17 protein-coding genes and 1 other annotated feature are annotated in these 19,757 nt (G+C 62.4%); of the genes, 10 read left to right on the forward strand and 7 right to left on the reverse strand.

Features of this window, described 5'->3' with window-relative positions:
* Window positions 1–2: 2 nt before the first annotated feature.
* Window positions 3–2,183, reverse strand: coding sequence for a helicase-related protein (locus ACVOLZ_RS02570; protein WP_481514917.1), 2,181 nt, complete (start codon window positions 2,181–2,183; stop codon window positions 3–5).
* Window positions 2,184–2,235: 52 nt separating this feature from the next.
* Between ACVOLZ_RS02570 and ACVOLZ_RS02575 the strand changes: the two genes are divergently transcribed.
* Window positions 2,236–3,452, forward strand: a protein-coding gene (locus tag ACVOLZ_RS02575; protein WP_425505389.1) for an IS3 family transposase whose coding sequence is annotated in 2 segments (ribosomal slippage) — window positions 2,236–2,521 and window positions 2,521–3,452 — 1,218 coding nt in all. Because the reading frame shifts where the segments join, the coding sequence is not laid out codon by codon here.
* Window positions 2,514–2,630 (forward strand) — a sequence feature (AL1L pseudoknot). Its footprint overlaps the gene before it by 117 nt.
* Here ACVOLZ_RS02575 and ACVOLZ_RS02580 read toward each other — a convergent pair.
* The 6 genes from ACVOLZ_RS02580 to ACVOLZ_RS02605 are packed head-to-tail and all read right to left on the reverse strand — an operon-like array spanning window position 3,434 to window position 10,774.
* Window positions 3,434–3,871 (reverse strand): DUF1156 domain-containing protein, encoded by a 438-nt coding sequence (locus tag ACVOLZ_RS02580; RefSeq protein ID WP_084738887.1) that lies wholly within the window; start codon window positions 3,869–3,871, stop codon window positions 3,434–3,436. The two genes, ACVOLZ_RS02575 and ACVOLZ_RS02580, sit on opposite strands and share 19 nt — an antisense overlap.
* Window positions 3,872–3,881: 10 nt before the next feature.
* On the reverse strand, window positions 3,882–5,642 hold the full coding sequence (locus ACVOLZ_RS02585) for an ATP-binding protein (RefSeq protein ID WP_053506349.1): 1,761 nt from the start codon (window positions 5,640–5,642) through the stop codon (window positions 3,882–3,884).
* Between the two features lie 7 nt (window positions 5,643–5,649).
* Window positions 5,650–6,726, reverse strand: a complete 1,077-nt coding sequence (locus ACVOLZ_RS02590) for an SIR2 family protein (RefSeq protein ID WP_070207186.1) — start codon at window positions 6,724–6,726, stop codon at window positions 5,650–5,652.
* A gap of 6 nt (window positions 6,727–6,732) precedes the next feature.
* Window positions 6,733–7,752 carry a hypothetical protein gene (locus tag ACVOLZ_RS02595; RefSeq protein ID WP_053506169.1) on the reverse strand — a complete coding sequence of 340 codons (1,020 nt, stop codon included), beginning with the start codon at window positions 7,750–7,752 and terminating at the stop codon, window positions 6,733–6,735.
* Window positions 7,752–10,520: a DUF499 domain-containing protein gene (locus ACVOLZ_RS02600; protein ID WP_053506168.1), complete on the reverse strand. Its 2,769-nt coding sequence runs from the start codon at window positions 10,518–10,520 to the stop codon at window positions 7,752–7,754. The genes ACVOLZ_RS02595 and ACVOLZ_RS02600 overlap by 1 nt, the downstream gene beginning before the upstream one ends.
* On the reverse strand, window positions 10,520–10,774 hold the full coding sequence (locus tag ACVOLZ_RS02605; protein ID WP_023127549.1) for a helix-turn-helix domain-containing protein: 255 nt from the start codon (window positions 10,772–10,774) through the stop codon (window positions 10,520–10,522). Before ACVOLZ_RS02605 ends, ACVOLZ_RS02600 begins: the two co-directional genes overlap by 1 nt.
* Window positions 10,775–10,927: 153 nt before the next feature.
* On the opposite strand from ACVOLZ_RS02605, the gene ACVOLZ_RS02610 reads away from it, so the two are divergent.
* The 9 genes from ACVOLZ_RS02610 (at window position 10,928) to trbJ (ending at window position 19,749) form a co-directional block, all read left to right on the forward strand.
* On the forward strand, window positions 10,928–11,872 hold the full coding sequence (locus ACVOLZ_RS02610; RefSeq protein WP_023127548.1) for a LysR family transcriptional regulator: 945 nt from the start codon (window positions 10,928–10,930) through the stop codon (window positions 11,870–11,872).
* Complete coding sequence (locus ACVOLZ_RS02615) at window positions 11,869–12,147, forward strand: EexN family lipoprotein (RefSeq protein ID WP_023127547.1); 279 nt, start codon at window positions 11,869–11,871, stop codon at window positions 12,145–12,147. The genes ACVOLZ_RS02610 and ACVOLZ_RS02615 overlap by 4 nt, the downstream gene beginning before the upstream one ends.
* A gap of 236 nt (window positions 12,148–12,383) precedes the next feature.
* Complete coding sequence (locus ACVOLZ_RS02620; protein ID WP_053506167.1) at window positions 12,384–14,402, forward strand: conjugal transfer protein TraG; 2,019 nt, start codon at window positions 12,384–12,386, stop codon at window positions 14,400–14,402.
* On the forward strand, window positions 14,399–14,863 hold the full coding sequence (locus ACVOLZ_RS02625; RefSeq protein WP_053506166.1) for a ribbon-helix-helix protein, CopG family: 465 nt from the start codon (window positions 14,399–14,401) through the stop codon (window positions 14,861–14,863). The genes ACVOLZ_RS02620 and ACVOLZ_RS02625 overlap by 4 nt, the downstream gene beginning before the upstream one ends.
* Window positions 14,860–15,912 (forward strand): P-type conjugative transfer ATPase TrbB, encoded by a 1,053-nt coding sequence (gene trbB, locus ACVOLZ_RS02630; protein WP_053506165.1) that lies wholly within the window; start codon window positions 14,860–14,862, stop codon window positions 15,910–15,912. Before ACVOLZ_RS02625 ends, trbB begins: the two co-directional genes overlap by 4 nt.
* The gene (locus ACVOLZ_RS02635) at window positions 15,909–16,292 is read left to right on the forward strand and encodes a TrbC/VirB2 family type IV secretion system protein (protein ID WP_053506164.1); all 384 of its coding nucleotides are present in this window, start codon (window positions 15,909–15,911) and stop codon (window positions 16,290–16,292) included. Before trbB ends, ACVOLZ_RS02635 begins: the two co-directional genes overlap by 4 nt.
* Window positions 16,289–16,561 (forward strand): VirB3 family type IV secretion system protein, encoded by a 273-nt coding sequence (locus ACVOLZ_RS02640; protein WP_033979866.1) that lies wholly within the window; start codon window positions 16,289–16,291, stop codon window positions 16,559–16,561. Before ACVOLZ_RS02635 ends, ACVOLZ_RS02640 begins: the two co-directional genes overlap by 4 nt.
* Window positions 16,562–16,573: 12 nt before the next feature.
* Complete coding sequence (gene trbE, locus ACVOLZ_RS02645) at window positions 16,574–19,027, forward strand: conjugal transfer protein TrbE (RefSeq protein WP_053506163.1); 2,454 nt, start codon at window positions 16,574–16,576, stop codon at window positions 19,025–19,027.
* Complete coding sequence (trbJ, locus tag ACVOLZ_RS02650; protein WP_033979862.1) at window positions 19,024–19,749, forward strand: P-type conjugative transfer protein TrbJ; 726 nt, start codon at window positions 19,024–19,026, stop codon at window positions 19,747–19,749. Before trbE ends, trbJ begins: the two co-directional genes overlap by 4 nt.
* The last annotated feature ends 8 nt before the right edge of the window (window positions 19,750–19,757 follow it).

Consider the following 19,757-nt stretch of genomic DNA (forward strand, 5'->3'; position numbering starts at 1 on the left):
CTTCAATCGGGCGTTTTCAGTACCTCAACGTATCCAATCAGCTCGGCCGAATAGCTGCCATCTCCATTGGCCGCGCCCTTGTGTTTCAACTCACGTTGCAACGTTGGCTCCACGGTGTGGGCAAACAACGCCAGCCGCTGCTCCGGTGTAAAACTCGGCGAGATCGCCGATGCTTGCAGATACCGTTCGCATTGCCGCTCAATAGTCGGCACCCGTGTCCCGTCCTGCTTGACTGCGATGGGCTGCACCACCACACGGCGCTCACCGTTGCCGGCAGATGCCTCCACCATCCACAAGGACAGCAGCACCGGCTCGTCAACATCCCCAGCCACCGCAAAGCCGATGTCTTCGGGCGTCACGCTGCGCCAGCGGCCCAGCTCTTCCTGTACCAAGGGGTGATCCAATCCAATCAGTTCCAGATCGTCCCTGCTGGTGGCGGTATCGCGGTTCAGTGTGAACCGTGCACGGCGCGTGCCATCCACTGTCACAAGGTCGTAGGTTTCTTCGTCCACCTTCAGCAGCTTCTGCTGGCGGTCTGCCACGGCCGCCGACAGAAAACGCACCAGCCGATCCAGGCTGGAGGACACATCCGAGAAGGGCTGGTAGTCATCGAGGCTGAAACCGTCAAGGTCTTGAAACAGGTCGAACACCACCTGCCGTGCCTCGCGGGAATTGGACAGTGCCGCTTCCAGCTCCACCTGTGTGCGTTTCAGTTCAGGGTCAGACAGCGCCTCCTGGTACAGGCGGTCGTAGTTCAACCGTTCGGAAAGCTGTCCCAGAATCTGCGCCCGAAGGTCTTCGGCCACATTGCCCTGGTCATCGACTTTGCCGACCGTGCGTGCAATTTCAGTCAACTTCTCGTCCAGCAGCAGGAAGATGCGCCCCTCGATGGTGTCCGACAGCACGAGGTTGTAGACCTGCGCCGTGTGGTTCTGTCCATAGCGGTGAATGCGCCCGATGCGCTGTTCCATGTCCATCGGGTTCCACGGCAGGTCGAAATTGAACAGAATGCGCGCAAATTGCAGATTCAAGCCCTCGCGGCCAGCCGCTGTACACACCAGCACACGTGGCCCGTCTTTCAGGCGGAACTTCCGCTCTGCTGCCAGCTTGGCACCGTGATCGCCGCCACGCAGCACCACCACGCCCTGGCCGGGATAAGCCTGTTCAATTTCGCGGGCAATCAGATCGACCGTGCCGAGGTAGGTGGCGAAGATCACGATCTTTTCATTGGCGTTCTGCCGCCACAGATGCCCCAAACCATCGAGCAGCTTTTGTGCCTTGGTCTCGCGCTGCTGCGGGAAGATGCGCAGCAATTCACCAATGCGCAGGCGCTCCTCGGGCAGATGCAAATCCACCACAGCAGACGCTGCCTCCTCGGCGTGCGTAGCCGAATACTCGCTGCCATAGGGGTCGGAGGCCATTTCCAGCGCCTCTTCATCCAGCTTCTTCACCAGCCGGTACTTTAGGTCCGCCAACACGCGATCCACCTCGCTGCGCCCAACGCTGTCGCGCGGCAAGCCAAATTCCTCGTGAATCAGCTCGCGTGCTTCCTCGGTCAGGCGTTCGCGGCCTTCGATGTCCAGCTCCTTGTCGCGCAGAAATGCCTCGTGCAGCGTCAGCATCAACAAGCGGCGCTTGAGCGTGCGGCGCACGGCAGCAAAGCTCGATGCCGCGATCTTCTGGAAGATCGCCATCAAGAAGCCCAGTGCGCGCCCCTGGTTGCCCTGGCGGCGGGCCAGATCGAACCCGTCTTCCAGGTATTCGCGCAGCTTCTCGTAAAACAGCCGCTCCTCCTGATTCATCAGGAAGGACTCGGTATGCACCCAGCGCCGGGCAAACAGCGGTGAGCCATCGGGCTGGCAGGCATCGGCCTTGGTACGGCGGAACATCACCGTGTTCAGGCGATGGCGATTTTCCAGCATGTCCTCGGGACTGCCAAACAGCGTGGGGTTCAAAAGCTGCGCCAGCATCCAGAACTGGAAGTGATTGCCTTGGTGCGGCGTAGCAGACAGAAGCAAGAGATCCCGCGCGTGATCCTTCAGCGCTTCGGCCAGCTTGTAGTTTTCCGTCTTGCGCACCTTGCCGCCCGTGCGGTGGGCAGTCAGGTGATGCGCTTCGTCAAACACCACCAGATCCCAGCGTGGCGCATCCAGCAGGCGCTTGATACGGGCAGGGCGCTTCAAGGTGAACCGCCCCGGGATTCCTGGAGGCTCCAACTCTTGAGAGGATGGAGTCATGAACAAGCCAGTGAAATATTCCCCGGAAGTTCGGGATCGGGCGGTGCGGATGGTGCTGGAGCACCAGGACGGTCACGGTTCGCAGTGGGCTGCGATCGAGTCGATTGCCGGGAAGATCGGGTGCACAGCCGAGACGCTGCGGTTGTGGGTGCGGCGTGCCGAGCGTGATCAGGGGAAGCTGCCGGGCCTGACGACCGATGAGCGGGCGCGGATGAAGGCGCTGGAGCGGGAGAACCGCGAGCTGCGGCAGGCCAACGAGATCCTGCGCAAGGCGTCAGCATATTTTGCCCAGGCGGAGCTCGACCGCCACTTCAAGCCATGACGAGGTTCGTGACCGAACACCGTCACGCCTACGGAGTCGAGCCGATCTGCCGTGTACTTCAGATCGCTCCGTCGACGTACTACAACCATGCGGTCCGTGAGGCCGATCCGGAGCGCAATCCGAACCGCTGGTGGCGGGACCAGGGACTGGAGGTGGCGGTCCGCCGGGTCTGGGACGAGAACCGTCAGGTCTACGGGGTGCGCAAGGTGTGGCGGCAGTTGCTGCGGGAAGGCTGGCAGGTGGCCCGGTGCACGGTGGAACGGCTGATGCGTCGGCTGGGCCTGCGTGGCGTGATCCGCGGCAAGGTGGTGAAGACCACGGTCAGCGACAAGGCGCAACCGTGCCCGCTGGACCGGGTGAACCGGCAGTTCCATGCCGATCGACCCAACGCGCTATGGGTGAGCGACTTCACCTATGTCTCGACCTGGCAGGGCATGGTGTACGTGGCGTTCGTGATCGACGCGTACGCACGTCGGATCGTGGGCTGGAAGGTGTCCAGTTCGATGACGACCGACTTCGTTCTGGACGCACTGGAGCAAGCCCTGCACGCCCGGCAACGGGAGGGCGAGTTGATCCATCACTCCGACCGCGGGTCGCAATACATGTCGATCCGCTACAGCGAGCGACTGGCCGAAGCCGGGGTCGAACCGTCGGTGGGCAGCGTGGGCGACAGCTATGACAACGCGCTGGCCGAGACGATCAACGGGCTGTACAAGGCCGAGGTGATCCATCGGCGGTCGTGGCGCAACCGCCAGCAGGTGGAACTGGCCACGCTGGACTGGGTGCACTGGTACAACCATCAACGACTGCTGGGGCCGATCGGATACATCCCGCCAGCAGAAGCCGAAGCAGCTTACTATCGGCAACAAGCCGGTCAGGCCAAAGCGGCCTGACTCAAACCAAATGGCCTCCAAGAAAGTCGGGGCGGTTCACCCATAAAAATGTCGGCCACCTTTAGGTGCTTGAATGCGCCTTTCTTCTGGTGGTTGGCGTAGTAGTTGTCCCAGACTAATTTTGCCGATTCCGATGGATCGTCCGGGGCTTTCGTCGCTGCTGCGATCAGCAAGCTCCGAAACACGCTTGATGGACGTCGCGCCCACCACTTCGTCATCGTGTATATCGGTTTTCTGCCTGCTCCTGATGCAGTCTCGACCTTCGCAATCTCATTGATTGGGAGGACAGGGAAATCCACCTCAAGGCAGGTCTTGGGGCGGTTGGGGTCGTTGAAATCGACGGTTTCCAGCGCGACTGCCTTTCCTGCACCGACGGCTTTGGCGACTTGCTGTGCAAGTAGTTCTTTTTTGGTGGCCATTCAAGCGTCCTTAATCTTCTTGTGCGCGCGACTGCCTGCGCATGTTTTCTACCGCAGCAACCAAATCAACTTCTGCTTTGGGCGTGGCCCAGCGCGACCAAAAGGGAATCGTTGCACTGCGTGGTTCGTGTTTGGGCTTGGACATCTTGATGCGGGTCGGAAGCAAGGTGGCGTCGCCCACCACTACAGCCTCGCCCACGTCCAGCGTCGGCAGCACCTCCATCAGCCCCTCCAGACTTTCAGGCAGGAGCTGCCTGACCACTGCCTGATCGGTTTTGTTGGCCAGGCGCAAGCTGATGATGTTGCTGCACTGGCTGAGGATAGTTGTACTGACGTCCGAGGGGCGTTGGCTGACTACCATCAACCCAACACCGTACTTGCGTCCCTCTTTGGCGATGCGCTCGAAGTTTTCCAGGGCGCGCTTTTCCATTGGGCCAATGGAGGCAGCACCGCTTGGCAAGTAGAGATGTGCCTCATCACAGACGAGCACGATAGGATGGCGGGCATCACCATCCGTCCCTGGTGAGCTCCAGAACTGGATTTGGTAGACGATTCGCGCAACCAGACCAACGACGACCGGTAGGATGTCCGAGGGCACCTCCGAAAAATCGACAATCTTGATGCCGGGGTTGATGCCATCTTGCTGGATGCCGGTGCCGAGCAGCTTTTCGGCTAGCTGGTGCAGCGCCTCGTAAGTCTCGTATTCTGCTGGAGCTTGATACATGAAGGCATAGCGACGGTCTTTCGTTTTGACACTGATCCTGTTCAGAAATCGCGTCAGTTTTCCGAAAAGCGGCCCCTGCTTTTCTCCCTTGCTTCCTTGCACCATCTCCTTGTCTTTTTCTGCGATAGCCTCAATAAGATCGGCCAACCGATAGGGCACCGGAGTATCCACTGTGAATCCATCGAGCAGATCATGCTTCCCCAGCCCTTCGATGGATTTCTTCTTCAGCTCCACGACCTGCTTCATCAGTTCACTGGCCTGATTGGGGGCGCTCTCTTCAGACCGATCCACGAACAGTGATTGCATTTCGTCGTAATTCAGCAGCCAGAAGGGCAGGAAGATGGCGCCGTCCTTCTTCGCTTTCAGATCGCCGATGCCTGCGATGCGGTAGTGGCTGGCGAATTTCATGCTCGAATATTCGCCGTGAAGATCGAACACGACGATATTCGCGTGCGGCAGTTGTGCAGACTGCTCAAGAATGGAGGCGACGGTGAAGGATTTGCCCGAGCCCGTACTGCCCAGCAACGCGGCATGGCGCTGGAAAAGCTTGTCGCCATCAATGTAGGCGCTGGCCTTGCCATCCAGGGTATAGGTGCCGACCTTGAGCGGTGCAGCCGCGTCCGCCTTGGATGACGCGCTCAAGATGCCCATGAAGTCTTCGAGAGATTTCTCCTCGATAGGGAACACAGGCCGGTTGATTTCCGGCAGGATGAAAACGGCGCGCGTGAAAGTGTCCTTGCGCTGCCCATCCCGGGCGCGATAGGTGCCGACCAGGCTGATCGACACGCCGTTTTCCTCTTGAGGCACGGCAGCCAGATCCGCTGACGGGTCAGCTTCGGGCAGCGTCGGCAGCTCCACTGGATGCCGCCACACCCGCTCGATGATGCCGATCAGCCATTCATCGCCCATCAACTGGATGGCGACCAATCGACCGACGCGCGCCTTTTGCAGGCGTTGACCGTCCGTCACCCGCACGGTGATCCGTGAGGTTTCAACACTGCGGACTTCGCCCAATGACTGCTCGTCGGTGAAATTGAAAATGCTCATCCTCGCCTCACTCCACAAATTTTTTCAGAAAGTCATCCAACTGCCAGAGCGGCTCTGGTGACCGCAGTGCATTCCCGTTCCAGCGACAGACTGCCCCATCCCCATCTTTGAACACGGCAATCACATGGGGGTGTTCGCCGAGGAGTTTTTCAATGTTCGGGGTCGGATCGCGCGTGACAATGATGGCCGGCATGCCTGCGGCCAGACGATGCTTGATGACGCCTTGCAAATGGTCGTCGTTGAAGCCAAATCCGATACACAACAGTGCCTGGGCATCGGTGAGTACCGCATTCATCGCGGTACGCATTTCGTCGAACAACCTATTGACCAGTGCGTCTTGGTACTTTGACGGGCCGGGGACGACAATGGCTCGTTCCGCGATGGAAACATCGTTGAGGGCTTCCACTGGCCCATCGTCCGTTGTCAACCAACTGATTGAGCCATGAGGCTTATATAGACGAACTGTTTTGCAGATGCGGTGATCGACCTGCTGCTGGCGCTTTTCGGCCACCAGAACACGGCTGTACTGCGTTTGGAAGAGCGGCCTGGCACGCGGCTTACGCCGACGGAACCCCGTAAATCCTGTGTCTAGGGGAATTTCTGCCAGATCACAAAACAACTCCAACAACGTGTCGTAGTTGGTTGTAATGACATGGATGCTGTCCGTGTTCTGCGGAGAGCCACTAAACAAGCGGTTCAAGAGGCGTGACGGCGCATGGCCACCGGCGACCTTTTCGCCAAGAATTTCCGTCTCTGCGGCGATGGCTCTATCAAGAATCAGCTTCGCGGTTTCTCCGCGTATGGCTGATACGATCTCTGTCCACTCCGCCATGCCAAGCGGAATGCCGTTCAGGCCAGCTTCCAGATTTGTCTTGATTGCTTCGACTGATTGCGCCCAGGCGTTCCTTGCCCCATCGGTGGACAGGGCATCGTGCACAGCGGTTGCCAAGTGCTCCGCCAAAGCGCCCATACCGGGCAGGCCATAGCCACAGGAGAAGCCAGAGCCGACGAGCAGCACCGGGGTTTTGCGAAAAATCCCTTGGATGTCTGCGAAGAAATCTTCTGGCAATTCGGCCGCTGTCATATCGGCCTACTTCGATAGTTCAACGAAGGGCGACAGCACTTCCAGCAGCGAGAGACCGCCATGCGTCAAGGTTGGGTAGCCGCCTTGGCTGCGCCACTTTCTGCGCCCCAGCGCCAGCAGGTGTGCGCCATGCGGGCTGTCGATTTGCAAGGCGACGGGAGGAACGAAGGGGCCTGCGTCGCCATTGCCTGCCTTGCTGCGACCGCTTGAAAAAGTCTGCTTGAGGTGCGAGGCAACCTCACCATCGGCATCGGGGAAGTAGCCCGTGGCGGCGTAGCCGTGATCGGATGTGATGACCAAGCGCCGCCCAGTGGCGAGGCGCTCAATAAAGCTCCAAAAGTCGTCACTGGAAAGTTGCTGCGCGGCATCTCTGGTCAGCAGTTCCAGACCTTGGCCCGCGCCGTAGTCGTGCAGCTTGGCGTCTGGCCAGTGGTGCCAGAACACCCAATTCTTCGCACCCGAGGCGTTGTCCACCAAGCCCTCGCAGTCCTTCCACGGCAGGTCGATGGTTTCGGTCTGCGCCGGTTGCAGCTTGTGGGCAAAACCGCCGCCATTGGCTTGTAGCTGGCTGCGGCTGGTCAGCCCCAATGCGCGGGCGAACGGGTTGGTTTCACTGGGCAGTTCGGATGCTGTGGCGCCTACTGTGTGCAGGGTGAATCCACGCTCTTTGGCCCCTTGCAGCAGCCAGGGCAGTTCGCGCAGCGAGAGGGCATCCAGAATCAGCACGGCGCGCGCGACGCTGTGGCCATAGCCGGGTTCGCTCCACCAACGCGCAAGCCGGTCTGAGGTACGTTCCACACCACAGATTTCGGGTTGGCCAAAGACCCGCCACAGATCCCAGCCGCTGGAGGCCAGGAACAAATCGAGCTCGGCAATTTCGCGGTCTCGCTTGACCACCTCGCTGGGGGCATTGCTTTCGGCCAGCGGTTTCGAGGCAATCTCCAACACCCGATCGGTAATGATGCGCCACGCTTCTTTGGGACTGTCCTGGGTCAGGCGCTGCAAGATTTGAGCATCCAACGCCATCAGTTGTCCTCCTTCTCAAGACTCAGCTCAAAAGTCATGCCATCAGGCAGCTTCTTGAGCAGTTCCTTGAGTTGCGCGCCCGTAATCTGCGTGTTTTGGCCAGCAGACACCTTGATCGAGACTTCTGCCACAGGCGTGGCCGGGCCAATGCCCCAGCCTTCGAGCTTGCCGATTAGGTTGAGCGGTGAGGTTGGCGGGTTAGAGAGCGGGGTGCGTGATTTGGCGGTGGTACTTGTGCCACCACCAAAGATGTCGCCGCCATTCGGCGATGTGCCACCGCCGGGAGTGTTGTCGCCACCGGAAGGGGTGACGGGCGGAGTGGTAGTGCCGCCACCAAAAGTATCGCCGCCCGATCCACCGTTGCCGCCTGCAGGCGGCTGCGGCGCGGGTGGCGGGGTGCCTCCGGTCGCGAGCACCGCCGAGGGTTCCATCAGGAACACTTCATCAAGCTGACGCCCCGTGTAGGAGAGTTTGGGGCGCAAGCGCCGCCATGCAGTTTCCTCGTCCTCGCCCGCGTGGGTTTGAAGGTGCTCCAGATTGCGCAGGTTGATGGCGATCTTGCCGCGCGCGCACAAGCGCAGGATGCGTTCCTTCATCGCGGTTTCCCCCAGCCAGGGGATGCAATCCTGACCCGCAGGGCGAGGCTCTTGCAGTTCACGCAGCAGCTTGCCGAGGGGGGCGTTCTCCGAGGCGGCTTCTAGAACAAGGTCTTCGAAATCCTCGGGAACAAAGAGGTCGTTGGTCAGGGTTTCTTCGATGCCCTCGGGGATTTGAGCACCTTGCTTTTTCAGGTGCTCGACACTGAACAGGGATTGCTGCGGGTTCTGGTGGTCATAGCGGTGCAGGATGGCAAACCGATCGAAGCGCTTCTTCAGGTTCTCGCGCAGCGTGCCTTCAAATTCCTTATGAAGTTTCTTGTATTCGGGGTTCTGCCCACTCCATTCCTGCGCCTTCATTTCGGCGCGGGCAAGGATGAGGAGGTCGCGGTCCTGAAAGGCGTTGGTGGAGCCGGCACGGGGCAACAAGAAGCGAATGGTGTTGCGGCGCTTTTGCAGGTGGTCCTTGAGCCAGCGGCCCAGTGTCTGATCCATTTTTTCCGGCTCTTCTGGCAGCACCAAAATGGGCAGCCGGTCATCCCAGCGCTCCGGCTGCTCGGCTTCGTCGAGCGATGTCCACGGATCGTTCTGCCACGATTTTGGCAGGGCAATCACTCGGAAGGTTTTAGCGACCTCATCGCTGCCTCCGATGACGTAGCGCACCTGCTTGGCAAGCTGCACCTGATCGGAACCATCGGTGAACAGTTTGTCATTGCGCGCGCAGGCCATCAACTTGGCGCGGGGGTTTTCTTCCTCGCGGAAGACCAACCTCGGGCCATCCTGGTGAATGTTGAAGCTGTTCTCGACAATGGTCGCCAGTTCGACCTGAAAGGCATTGACATCTACCGGCTTGCTGCGGGTGATGTCCACCTGCAACGTGGCCGGATCGGCCCCGGCAAGATTGCCGACGGCGATGGAGCGCAGCCACAGTGCGCTCAGGATTTCTTGCAGGTGTGGGGCAAGGTTGCCGTGGTCGTACACCGCCTCCGTCACCGAAATGATGTTGTGCTGCGCTTTTTCGCGCAGGGTGCGGTGGTGTTCGTTGGACACTGAATCCAGCAGTGCTCCAATGCCCGAGGCATCGTCATCCAGCCGGAAATCAGCCGCAGTGAGCACAGGCACCGCTTCGCCCCGGCTCTTGTAGAGGTTGGCCAGGATGCGAATCATGTCGCGCGTTTCTTGCGCATCCGTGGCGATCAGCACCTGTTCCTCAAGCAGGCGCAGCAAGTGCGGTGCGTAAGGCCAGGACTCGGTGAATTCACGGCGCTTGCGATCCTGCTCGGCGGGCGGCACATCCAGCAGGCGGAAGTATTCGGAGACGTGTTGTGCAACCAGCGATTCGATGGTGCCGTCTGCAATCTGCAGACGGTTGTCGAACAGGCGATGCAACAGCATCCGCCGCCGATCCTGCTGGATACGCTCGGCATTGCCTCCCGCCTTGAAGTCGATAGCCACTGGGTTGACGCGGTGCACCTGCTGGTAAGCATCGCTGCCGCCATTGCGCACGGAGATCACCAACACCAGTAGGTCGGGGCGCTCTTTGGCGATCTCCGACAGGATCTGGATGAAGTTGAACGCCCATTGCTTCCAGGGGTACTGCTTGGTATTGGTCAGGCCGTCGTACCAAGTCTGGAATTCGTCGAGGAGGAGCATCGCAGGCCGATGCTCAAGCAGCTCGATGATGAGCTTGTCCGAGGGGATGTCGGTCTTGGCCGCTCCCATGCCTTCCCACTTGCCTTTGATGAATTCGCCGCGCGGATGGCGCTCGAACAGCAGGTCCCACAGGAATTTATAGCGTTGCCTGTGCAGGCTCTCGCCAATGACCAACATGCCATCGCGCAGTGCGATCTTGCCGATGCTGGGGTCACCCAACGTGCTTGACCAGGAGTTGAGCCATGCGCCCGTCGATGCGGCATCGTTGACTGCGTGGTAGAGCGCTGCCATCAAGTGCGACTTACCCAGGCCGCGCTCGCCGATCACGACCACTGGCCGCCCTTGGTTGGGGCCAACGGCTTCGATGCCCTCCAGTAGATCGTGGGTGGGATAGGTGATCTCCAAGAATGCCTGTGCGGCGATCTGGGTAGCACCCGTGTTCGAGTCGTTGGAAAGCTCAATGGCCGTCCCTTTGAGGCGCTTGCCCCGAAACTCATCCCGAAGAGTCAATCCAAGCATTACTTACGCACTCCATCGTTGGTTTGGCCATTGGCCGCGTGGACACCCTCGCGCGCAGCGTCGAGTCCTTCCAAGGACTGCTGCTTGATCCAGTTGTCAATGTCCGCGCGCGAAAACCGCCACGTCCCTCCAACCTTGAAGGCTGGGATTTTTTTGGCCCCGGCCAACCTGTAGATCGTCCGTTCCGTGACCTTCAGGTAGTCGGCTACCTGCCTGATGGTGAGGATTTCGCCTTCGTTGTTGTCGGTGGGCATCGTGGGTGCCTTGGAGGTCAAACAATGGCAGGATTGTACAAAATTTTCATGTTTGGGTGATAATTACGCATCTCATGCGAATTTTTCAAGATTGCTGCCGGTCATAAGGCATACGTGAAGATCGGGCAGGAGGCGTTGGCAAGAGGTAAAGCAATGGAGCTCAGACATCTACGCTGTTTCCTCGCTGTTGCAGAAGAACTGCACTTTGCCCGTGCAGCCGAGCGGCTGCATATGGAGCAGTCGCCACTGTCGCGCGCCATCAAGGAGTTGGAAGAAGAACTGGGCGTGTTGCTGTTTGCCCGTACCACGCGCAGCACGCGGCTGACCCGTGCCGGAACATTGTTTTTGGAGCATGTGCGCCGTGTCTTCGCTGCCTTGGAACAAGCGCGTGAAAGCGTGAAAGCAGCAGCAAACGGTTTTCATGGGCAGTTGCGCGTGGCCTTGTCGGATGGCATCACGCCGTCGCGCTTGCCGACCTTGCTGGCGTTGTGTCGCCTAGAAGAACCCGAGGTCGAAATCCGCTTCTTCGAGGTGCCGCTGTCGCAGCAGATCAAAGGGTTGCATGACGATCTGTACGACGTAGGGTTTGCCCAATCCGACGAAGTGGGCGACGGCATCGTTGCCATGCCTGCGTGGAGGGACACGCTCATAGTGGCGGTGCCAGCCCGGCACCCGCTGCTTGCATACAAGCGCATTCCTTTGGAGGAACTTCTGCGCTATCCGCTGGTTCTATGCGATCCACAAGTGTGCGAAGGCCATGCCAAATTCGTTGATCGAGTGCTGCGTCGGGCTGACATGGAGCCACTGGTTGCGGAGCGGGTCGCATCGTGTGATCTGATGATGGCTCTGGTATCGGCTGGCCTCGCACTTGGGTTTACGGGCGCCGCGCGCATCGCCGCCCATCCTGACTCGGGCGTGGTGGCCCGACCGCTGGCTTTGCGTGTGCCGCCGCTGACGACCTACCTGTTGCACGCCGAAGGTCAGCCGTTCGATGTGCTTGCACGGTTCATTGAGCGTGCGCAGGCCATCGAGTCACCGGAAGCCCCAAGGCCCAAGCCGGGCCATTATTCCGATTCCCTGGAGGAACCTGCGCCATGAAAAGGATCATCCCGCTCTTGCTTGCGGCCGCGCTGGCTGCCTGCGGCCAGTCCGAAACGCCTCACAAGGCCAACACATCGGAAGCGAATATCCCGACGGTGGAAGAACTGGCGGCCAACCCCGACCGGCTCAAGGAACTGCGCCAGCAATGCAAGACAGATCGCCCCAAGCTGGGCGACGTGCTGTGCAATCGGGTAGCCGAGGCCACGCGCAAGCGGTTCTATGGCGACGGCGAAACCCCATACACGCCACCGAAGGAATCCCCCAAGTTCTGATTGTTGGCGGTTCGTCGCATCGTTTTTTTCTTTCTGCTCGACACGCCGCGATGCGCCTGCACTTGCGGCGCTTTTCCTTGGTGCGCCGTCGCGCGCATTCTGTCTTTTTACTCGACTTTTCTGCCCAAAACGGTCTTTGACCGGCACTGACCCGGCACCGATCCTGACGCCTGCGGCACGCCCTTGTGCCGCTTTTCCCATGAGGAATCGGCGCAGGAGAAATCGGAGGCCAGGTCATGCAAGGGACGAACGTGCTGTTCGGTCAGATCGCCGTGGTGTTCGGCATCGTCATCGCCGGAGTGTGGGGCGCCACACAATGGACAGCAGCAGCCCTTGGCTATCAGCTACGCCTTGGCTCGCCCTGGTTCGACTTTCTTGGCACGTCTATCTACCACCCGTGGAAGCTGTTTGAGTGGTGGTTCTTCTTCGGCGCGTATGCACCGGAGGTGTTCGACACTGGCGGCGCGATTGCCGGCGCCAGTGGCATGGTCGCCGTGTGCGTTGCCATTGCCATGTCGGTCTGGCGCTCGCGCCAAGCGCGCCTCGTCACCACCTACGGCTCTGCGCGCTGGGCTAACGCGCAGGACATTCGCAAGGCGGGCCTCACGCAACCGGCCGGCGTGTTCCTCGGCCAGCACGACCGCCAGTACCTACGGCATGAAGGCCCGGAACACGTCCTGAGCTTCGCGCCCACCCGCTCGGGCAAGGGCGTGGGCCTGGTGGTGCCCACCTTGTTGAGCTGGCCTGCATCGGCCGTCATCCACGACATCAAGGGCGAGAACTGGCAGATCACCGCCGGCTGGCGATCACGCTTCTCACATTGCCTGCTGTTCAACCCGACCGATGCGAAGTCGGCGGCCTACAACCCGCTGCTGGAGGTACGGCGCGGCGCGCATGAAGTGCGCGACGTGCAGAACATCGCGGACATTCTGGTTGATCCCGAAGGTGCGTTGGAGAAGCGCAACCATTGGGAGAAGACCAGCCACGCGCTGCTGGTCGGCGCCATCCTGCATGTGCTCTACGCCGGCAAGGACAAGACGCTGCGCGGCGTCGCCAACTTCCTCTCCGATCCGGCCAGCCCGTTCGAGCTGACCTTGCACCGGATGATGACCACGCCGCACCTCGTGAATGCGGAAGGTGGTGGCCCGCATCCTGTCGTCGCATCGGCGGCGCGCGAAGTGCTCAACAAGTCGGACAACGAGCGTTCCGGCGTGTTGAGCACCGCTATGTCGTTCCTCGGCCTGTACCGCGATCCCACGGTGGCCGAAGTCACCTCGCGTTGCGATTGGCGCATCGCTGACCTGATCGCTGCCGAGCATCCGGTATCGCTGTACCTCGTGGTGCCGCCTTCGGACATTTCGCGGACGAAGCCGCTCATTCGCCTGATCCTCAATCAGATCGGGCGGCGGCTGACCGAATCGCTCGATGGCTCCGACGGCATCGAGCGCCGCCACAAGCTGCTGCTGATGCTCGACGAGTTTCCGGCGCTGGGGCGCCTGGACTTCTTCGAGACGGCGCTGGCCTTCATGGCCGGCTACGGCATCCGCAGCTTCCTCATCGCGCAGTCGCTCAATCAGATCGACAAAGCCTACGGCCAGAACCATTCGATCCTCGACAACTGCCATGTGCGCGTGACGTTCGCCACCAACGACGAGCGCACCGCCAAGCGGATTTCCGAGACGCTGGGCACGGCCACCGAGCTGCGCGCCCAGCGCAACTACGCGGGCCACCGGCTCGCGCCGTGGCTGGGCCACCTGATGGTGTCGCGCCAAGAAACCGCGCGCCCGCTGCTGACGCCGGGCGAAGTCATGCAGCTTCCGCCTGACGAGGCCGTGGTGATGGTGTCCAGCGTGGCGCCGATCAAGGCGAAGAAGCTGCGCTACTACGCGGACGCCAATTTCAAGCGTCGCGTGCTGCCACCGCCCGTGCTGGCGGACGGGCAGTACGCCGACGCGCCGCCATTGCGGCCCGACGACTGGAGCGGTTTGGCGATTCCCGCCGTGCCCACCGCACCGGCCGCGGCATCCGCTGATGGCCTGGAGACCTTGGGTTCGGTCGACGACGGCGGCCCGCGCCGCCAGCCCGAGCTTTCCGAAACCGTTGCCTACGACCCCGAACTGGCCGCGCCTGCGGCCGACCTTGGGCTGCTCGATGACGACGACCTGCCGCTTCTCCTTCCTCGCCAGCTCGATCCAGCCATGCAGCGCACGGCCCGGCTGGCTTCCCTCGACCCCAACGACGGAATCGAGCTATGAGCCACTACCGCCTCAACCTGTTCATCCAGCCGGAGCACGCCAAGCGCCTGGACGAACTGGCCGCCAAGAAAGGCGTGTCCAAGTCGTCCATCGTCGCGGCGGCGCTCGCATCGTGGCTGTCGCCCGATGCCGCCGACCAGCGCGAGGCGGCCATCGCCAAGCGACTTGATCGCCTGTCGCGGCAGGCCGAGCGCATGGAGCGCGACCAGAACATTCAGATCGAAACGCTGGCGCTGTTCATCCGCTACTACCTGACCGTCAGCACGCCAGTTCCCGAAGCGCACCAAGAGGCCGCGCGCGCCCAAGGCAAGGCGCGCTTCGAGCAATTCGTGGAGCAGTTGGGCCGCCACCTGCTGCGTGGGCGCAGCCTGGTGCGCGACGTGGTGGAGGAACTGCATCCCGATCCGATGCGGATGGAGGACGCGGCGGCAGCCGCGCAAGCGCAGGAGCGTGCGTCATGAGCGCCGTTCCGCAGTCCATGAGCGCCACGTCGCTCGACCGCCGCATCCAGATGCTGCGCACAGCGATGGGGCCGCTGATCGCCGCCGCGCTTGAAGACCCGGATGTGGTGGAAATCATGCTCAACCCGGATCGCACCCTGTGGATCGACCGGCTTTCTTCGGGCCGCGCGCCGATGGGCGTGGAGATGCCCGAAGCCGATGGGGAACGGATCATCCGCCTCGTGGCCGCCCACGTCGGCGCGGAGGTGCATCGCGGCCAGCCGCTGCTGTCCGCCGAGCTGCCCGAAACCGGCGAACGCTTCGAGGGCATCTTGCCCCCGGCGGCACCGGGGCCGGCCTTCGCGCTGCGCAAGCGCGCTATCGGCGTGATCCCGCTGGACCGGTACGTCGTGGACGGAATGATGTCCGCCGCCCAAGCGGGCTTTCTGGTGCGCGCAGTGCGCGAGCGGCAGAACGTCCTGATCGCGGGGGCCACTAGCAGCGGCAAGACCACGCTCGCCAATGCTTTGCTCGCCGAAATCGCTGCCACGGGCGACCGCGTGCTGGTGCTCGAAGACACGGTGGAACTGCAATGCGCGGCCCGCGACCACGTTCCGTTGCGCACGCGCGCGGGAGTGGTGTCCATGACCGAGCTGGTGCGCTCGTCCATGCGCCTGCGGCCTGATCGCGTCGTCGTTGGCGAGGTGCGCGGTGCCGAGGCGCTGGATCTCATCAAGGTGTGGGGCACCGGCCATCCGGGCGGCATCGCCACCATCCACGCCGGCTCTGCGCTCGGCGCGCTGCTGCGCCTGGAGCAACTGATTCTCGAAGTGGCGGTGAATCCGCCCCGTGCGCTGATCGCCGAGGCGGTCAACGTGGTGATTCACATCGCCGGGCGTGGACGTAAGCGCCGCATCGAGAGCATCGCCCGCGTCGTTGGCTTCGACGGCGTGGGCTACCAACTAGCGGATGCGCTGGAAACGCCGTTTCCCGAGCTGCCGCCACTTTCCGATGCCGCACCCGCTGCGGCGACTTCCCCATCCCCTCACTCACTTGGAGAACTGCCATGACGCAGATAACCATTCCTGCTTTCCGTTTTTCTGCAAATCCGGCATTGCGTCTTGGGCGGCTGCGCTGCCTGGCCCGTCCTGCGGGGCAAGGGCTGTTGCTGGCCGCGCCGCTGCTGTTCCTGGCCGGAACCGCGCAGGCCGCCGGTTCCTCAATGCCATGGGAAGGCCCGCTGCAATCCATCCTCGAATCCATCCAGGGGCCGGTGGCGCGCATCGTCGCGGTCATCATCATCATCGCCACTGGCCTCGCGCTCGCGTTTGGCGACACGTCGGGCGGCTTTCGCAAGCTGATTCAGATCGTGTTCGGCTTGTCCATCGCCTTCGCCGCGTCCTCGTTCTTCCTGTCGTTCTTTTCGTTCTCGGGCGGGGCTGTCGTATGAGCGGCCCGGACATTTTCGCGGATGGCTTCGAGGTGCCACTGCATCGCTCGCTGACCGAGCCAATTCTGCTGGGCGGTGCGCCGCGCACCGTGGCGATCGCCAACGGCACGCTGGCAGCCGCCGTCGGTCTGGGCCTGCAACTGTGGATTCCCGGTGTGGTGCTCTGGATCGTCGGCCATTCGCTGGCGGTGTGGGGTGCGCGCGTCGATCCGCAGTTCATGGCCGTGTTCGCCCGGCACATCAAGCACCGCCCGCTGCTGGATGTGTGAGGGGATGCCACGATGCTGAACCTCGCCGAATACCGCCAGCGCCCGGCCTTGCTGGCCGACTGGCTGCCCTGGGCCGGGCTGGTGGCGTCGGGCGTCGTCTTGAACAAGGACGGCAGCTTCCAGCGCACGGCCCGGTTTCGCGGGCCTGACCTCGACAGCGCCACGCAAGGCGAGCTGATCGCCACCTCGGCACGATTGAACAACGCACTGCGCCGCATGGGATCGGGCTGGGCGCTGTTCATTGAAGCCGAGCGCCGCGCCGCCGCCGACTATCCGCGCTCGGAGTTCCCCGAACCGCTTTCGTGGCTGGTGGAAGAAGAACGCCGCGCCGCCTTTGAGGAATCAGGCCATCACTTCGAGAGCGGCTATCACCTGACGCTGGTGTACCTGCCGCCCCAGGAATCGCGCGCCCGCGCAGCCAAGATGCTCTACGAGAACACGCCAACGAATGGCGTGGATTGGCGCGAGCGGCTGCAAGCCTTCGTCGCGGAAACGGATCGGGTCTTTGACCTGCTCGATGGCGTGATGCCGGAGATCGCTTGGCTGGACGACGCACAGACGTTGACCTACCTGCACGCAACCATCTCGACGCGGCGCTACCGCGTGGGCGTGCCCGAGGTGCCGTTCTACATCGACGCGCTGCTGACCGACTCGCCGCTGGTCGGCGGCCTGGCGCCCATGCTGGGCGACCAGCACCTGCGCGTGGTGTCGGTGCGGGGCTTCCCGACCTCGACCTGGCCGGGGATTCTGGACGACCTCAACCGCCTCGGTTTTGCCTACCGCTGGAGTACGCGCTTTCTCTGCCTGGACAAAGCCGAGGCGGAAAGGGAACTCGCCCGCCTACGCCGGCAGTGGTTCGCCAAACGCAAGAACGTCATCGCGCTGCTGCGCGAAACCATCTTCCAGCAGGAATCGCCGCTGGTCGATACCGACGCGAGCAACAAGGCGGCCGACGCCGATGCCGCCTTGCAGGAGCTGGGCAGCGATCAAGTCGCCTTCGGCTACCTCACTGCCACGGTGACGGTACTCGATGCCGACCCGGCCGTGGCCGACGAAAAGCTGCGCATGGTGGAGCGTGTCATCCAGGGTCGCGGCTTCGTCACCATCCCCGAAACGCTCAACGCCGTGGATGCGTGGCTGTCGTCCATTCCGGGCAACGCCTACGCCAACGTGCGCCAGCCCATCGTCTCGACACTGAACCTGGCTCACATGATGCCGGTGTCGGCGGTATGGGCTGGGCCGGAGAAGAACGATCACCTCGACGGCCCGCCGCTGATCGTCACGCGCACCGATGGCGCCACGCCGTTCCGGCTGGTGACGCACATCGGCGACGTGGGCCACACGCTGGTCGCGGGGCCGACTGGCATGGGCAAGTCGGTCTTGCTCGCCACGCTGGCGATGCAATTCCGCCGCTATCGCGGCTCGCGCATCTTCGCCTTCGACATGGGCCGCTCCATGCGAGCCACGATCCTTGGGCTGGGCGGCGAACACTACGACTTGGGCACGGACGGAGAAATCGCCTTCCAGCCCTTGGCACGCATCGACCGCGAGGGCTACCGCACCTGGGCCGCCGAGTGGATCGAAGGCCGCTTGCTGCACGAAGGCGTGGCGGGCGGCCCCGACGAGAAAGCGGCTATCTGGTCGGCGCTGGGAAGCCTCGCCGGTGCGCCGGTGGAGCAGCGCACGATGACGGGGCTTTCCGTGCTGCTGCAATCGAACACGCTGCGGCAGGCGCTGTCGCCTTATGTGCTCGGCGGTACCCACGGCAAGCTGCTGGACGCCGACCGCGACCGGCTGGGCATGGCCGACGTGCAGTGCTTCGAGATGGAGGAACTGATGCACAGCAAGGCCGCCGTCATGGCCGTGCTGCATTACCTCTTTGCGCGTTTCGATGAACGCTTCGACGGAGCGCCCACGCTGCTGATCCTCGATGAAGCGTGGCTGTTCCTCGATGACCCGGTGTTTGCCGCGCGTATCCGCCAGTGGCTCAAGACGCTACGCAAGAAGAACGTCAGCGTCATCTTCGCTACGCAGAGCCTGGCCGACATCAAGGATTCGAGCATCGCGCCCGCGATCATCGAGAGCTGCGCGAGTCGGATTTTCTTGCCCAACCCGCAGGCGACCGAGCCGCAGATTCGCACGATCTACGAGGGCTTCGGCCTCAACAGGCGGCAGATCGAAATCGTCGCCACCGCGCAGCCCAAGCGCGACTACTACTACCAATCCCGTCTCGGCAACCGCCTGTTCGACCTCGACCTGGGGCTGGCAGCGCTGGCGTTTGCGGGCGCGTCCACGCCGCAAGACCAGCGCGACATAGACCGCGTGCTGCTGGACGCCGGCGTGCCCGGCTTCGCGGGCGCCTGGCTGCGCCATCGCGGCCTCGATTGGGCGGCCGACCTGCTGCCCTCGTTCCCCGGCCTTGCGCCGGGTTCCCTCGCTGACCAACCCCTGGAGAACCTGCCATGAAGAAGCGTCTTATCGCCGCCGCCATCGCGGCCATGCTTTGCACCGCCACCGCCCATGCGCAATGGGTCGTGGTCGATCCCACCAACCTCGTGCAGAACACGCTGACCGCGATCCGCACGCTGGAGCAGATCAACAACCAGATCCAGCAGCTCCAGAACGAAGCGCAGATGCTGATGAACCAGGCGCGCAACCTCGCCAGCCTGCCGTCCAGCGTGGTGAATCAGTTGCGCGCCAATCTGGCGACGACCGAGCGGCTGATCGCCCAGGCTCGCGGCTTGGCCTACGACGTGACGAATCTGGATCGGGAGTTCCAGCGCCTGTACCCGGAGCAGTACGCCGCCACCGTGAGCGGCGACCAGATGTACCGCGACGCGCAGGAGCGTTGGAGGAACACGCTCAATGGCCTGCAAACCACCATGCGGATGCAGGCCCAGGTGTCGCAGAACCTGGGTGAAGACGAAAGCGTGCTGGCCGACCTCGTGGGAAAGAGCCAGTCGGCCGAAGGTGCGTTGCAGGCGATGCAGGCCATGAATCAGTTGCTGGCCTTGCAGGCCAAGCAGTCGATCCAGTCGCAGCGGCTCCAGATCACGCAAGACCGGGCGGCGTCGCTGGAGCTGGCGCGGCAGGCGGCGGCCACGGAGCGCGCCCGCGAAGTACGGCGGCGTTTCCTGGGCGAAGGCACGCCGTACACGCCGCAGTCCGTGAACTTCTACGGCAACTGACGGGAGGC

The organism is Stenotrophomonas sp. STEN020 (assembly GCF_056760195.1).

What these genes read in the sequence shown, in the direction of transcription:
- ACVOLZ_RS02580 (WP_084738887.1), bottom strand. Translation starts at nt 3,871, where the DNA reads ATGGCCACCAAAAAAGAACTACTTGCACAGCAAGTCGCCAAAGCCGTC.
- ACVOLZ_RS02585 (WP_053506349.1), bottom strand. Translation starts at nt 5,642, where the DNA reads ATGAGCATTTTCAATTTCACCGACGAGCAGTCATTGGGCGAAGTCCGC.
- ACVOLZ_RS02590 (WP_070207186.1), bottom strand. Translation starts at nt 6,726, where the DNA reads ATGACAGCGGCCGAATTGCCAGAAGATTTCTTCGCAGACATCCAAGGG.
- ACVOLZ_RS02595 (WP_053506169.1), bottom strand. Translation starts at nt 7,752, where the DNA reads ATGGCGTTGGATGCTCAAATCTTGCAGCGCCTGACCCAGGACAGTCCC.
- ACVOLZ_RS02600 (WP_053506168.1), bottom strand. Translation starts at nt 10,520, where the DNA reads ATGCTTGGATTGACTCTTCGGGATGAGTTTCGGGGCAAGCGCCTCAAA.
- ACVOLZ_RS02605 (WP_023127549.1), bottom strand. Translation starts at nt 10,774, where the DNA reads ATGCCCACCGACAACAACGAAGGCGAAATCCTCACCATCAGGCAGGTA.
- ACVOLZ_RS02610 (WP_023127548.1), top strand. Translation starts at nt 10,928, where the DNA reads ATGGAGCTCAGACATCTACGCTGTTTCCTCGCTGTTGCAGAAGAACTG.
- ACVOLZ_RS02615 (WP_023127547.1), top strand. Translation starts at nt 11,869, where the DNA reads ATGAAAAGGATCATCCCGCTCTTGCTTGCGGCCGCGCTGGCTGCCTGC.
- ACVOLZ_RS02620 (WP_053506167.1), top strand. Translation starts at nt 12,384, where the DNA reads ATGCAAGGGACGAACGTGCTGTTCGGTCAGATCGCCGTGGTGTTCGGC.
- ACVOLZ_RS02625 (WP_053506166.1), top strand. Translation starts at nt 14,399, where the DNA reads ATGAGCCACTACCGCCTCAACCTGTTCATCCAGCCGGAGCACGCCAAG.
- trbB (WP_053506165.1), top strand. Translation starts at nt 14,860, where the DNA reads ATGAGCGCCGTTCCGCAGTCCATGAGCGCCACGTCGCTCGACCGCCGC.
- ACVOLZ_RS02635 (WP_053506164.1), top strand. Translation starts at nt 15,909, where the DNA reads ATGACGCAGATAACCATTCCTGCTTTCCGTTTTTCTGCAAATCCGGCA.
- ACVOLZ_RS02640 (WP_033979866.1), top strand. Translation starts at nt 16,289, where the DNA reads ATGAGCGGCCCGGACATTTTCGCGGATGGCTTCGAGGTGCCACTGCAT.
- trbE (WP_053506163.1), top strand. Translation starts at nt 16,574, where the DNA reads ATGCTGAACCTCGCCGAATACCGCCAGCGCCCGGCCTTGCTGGCCGAC.
- trbJ (WP_033979862.1), top strand. Translation starts at nt 19,024, where the DNA reads ATGAAGAAGCGTCTTATCGCCGCCGCCATCGCGGCCATGCTTTGCACC.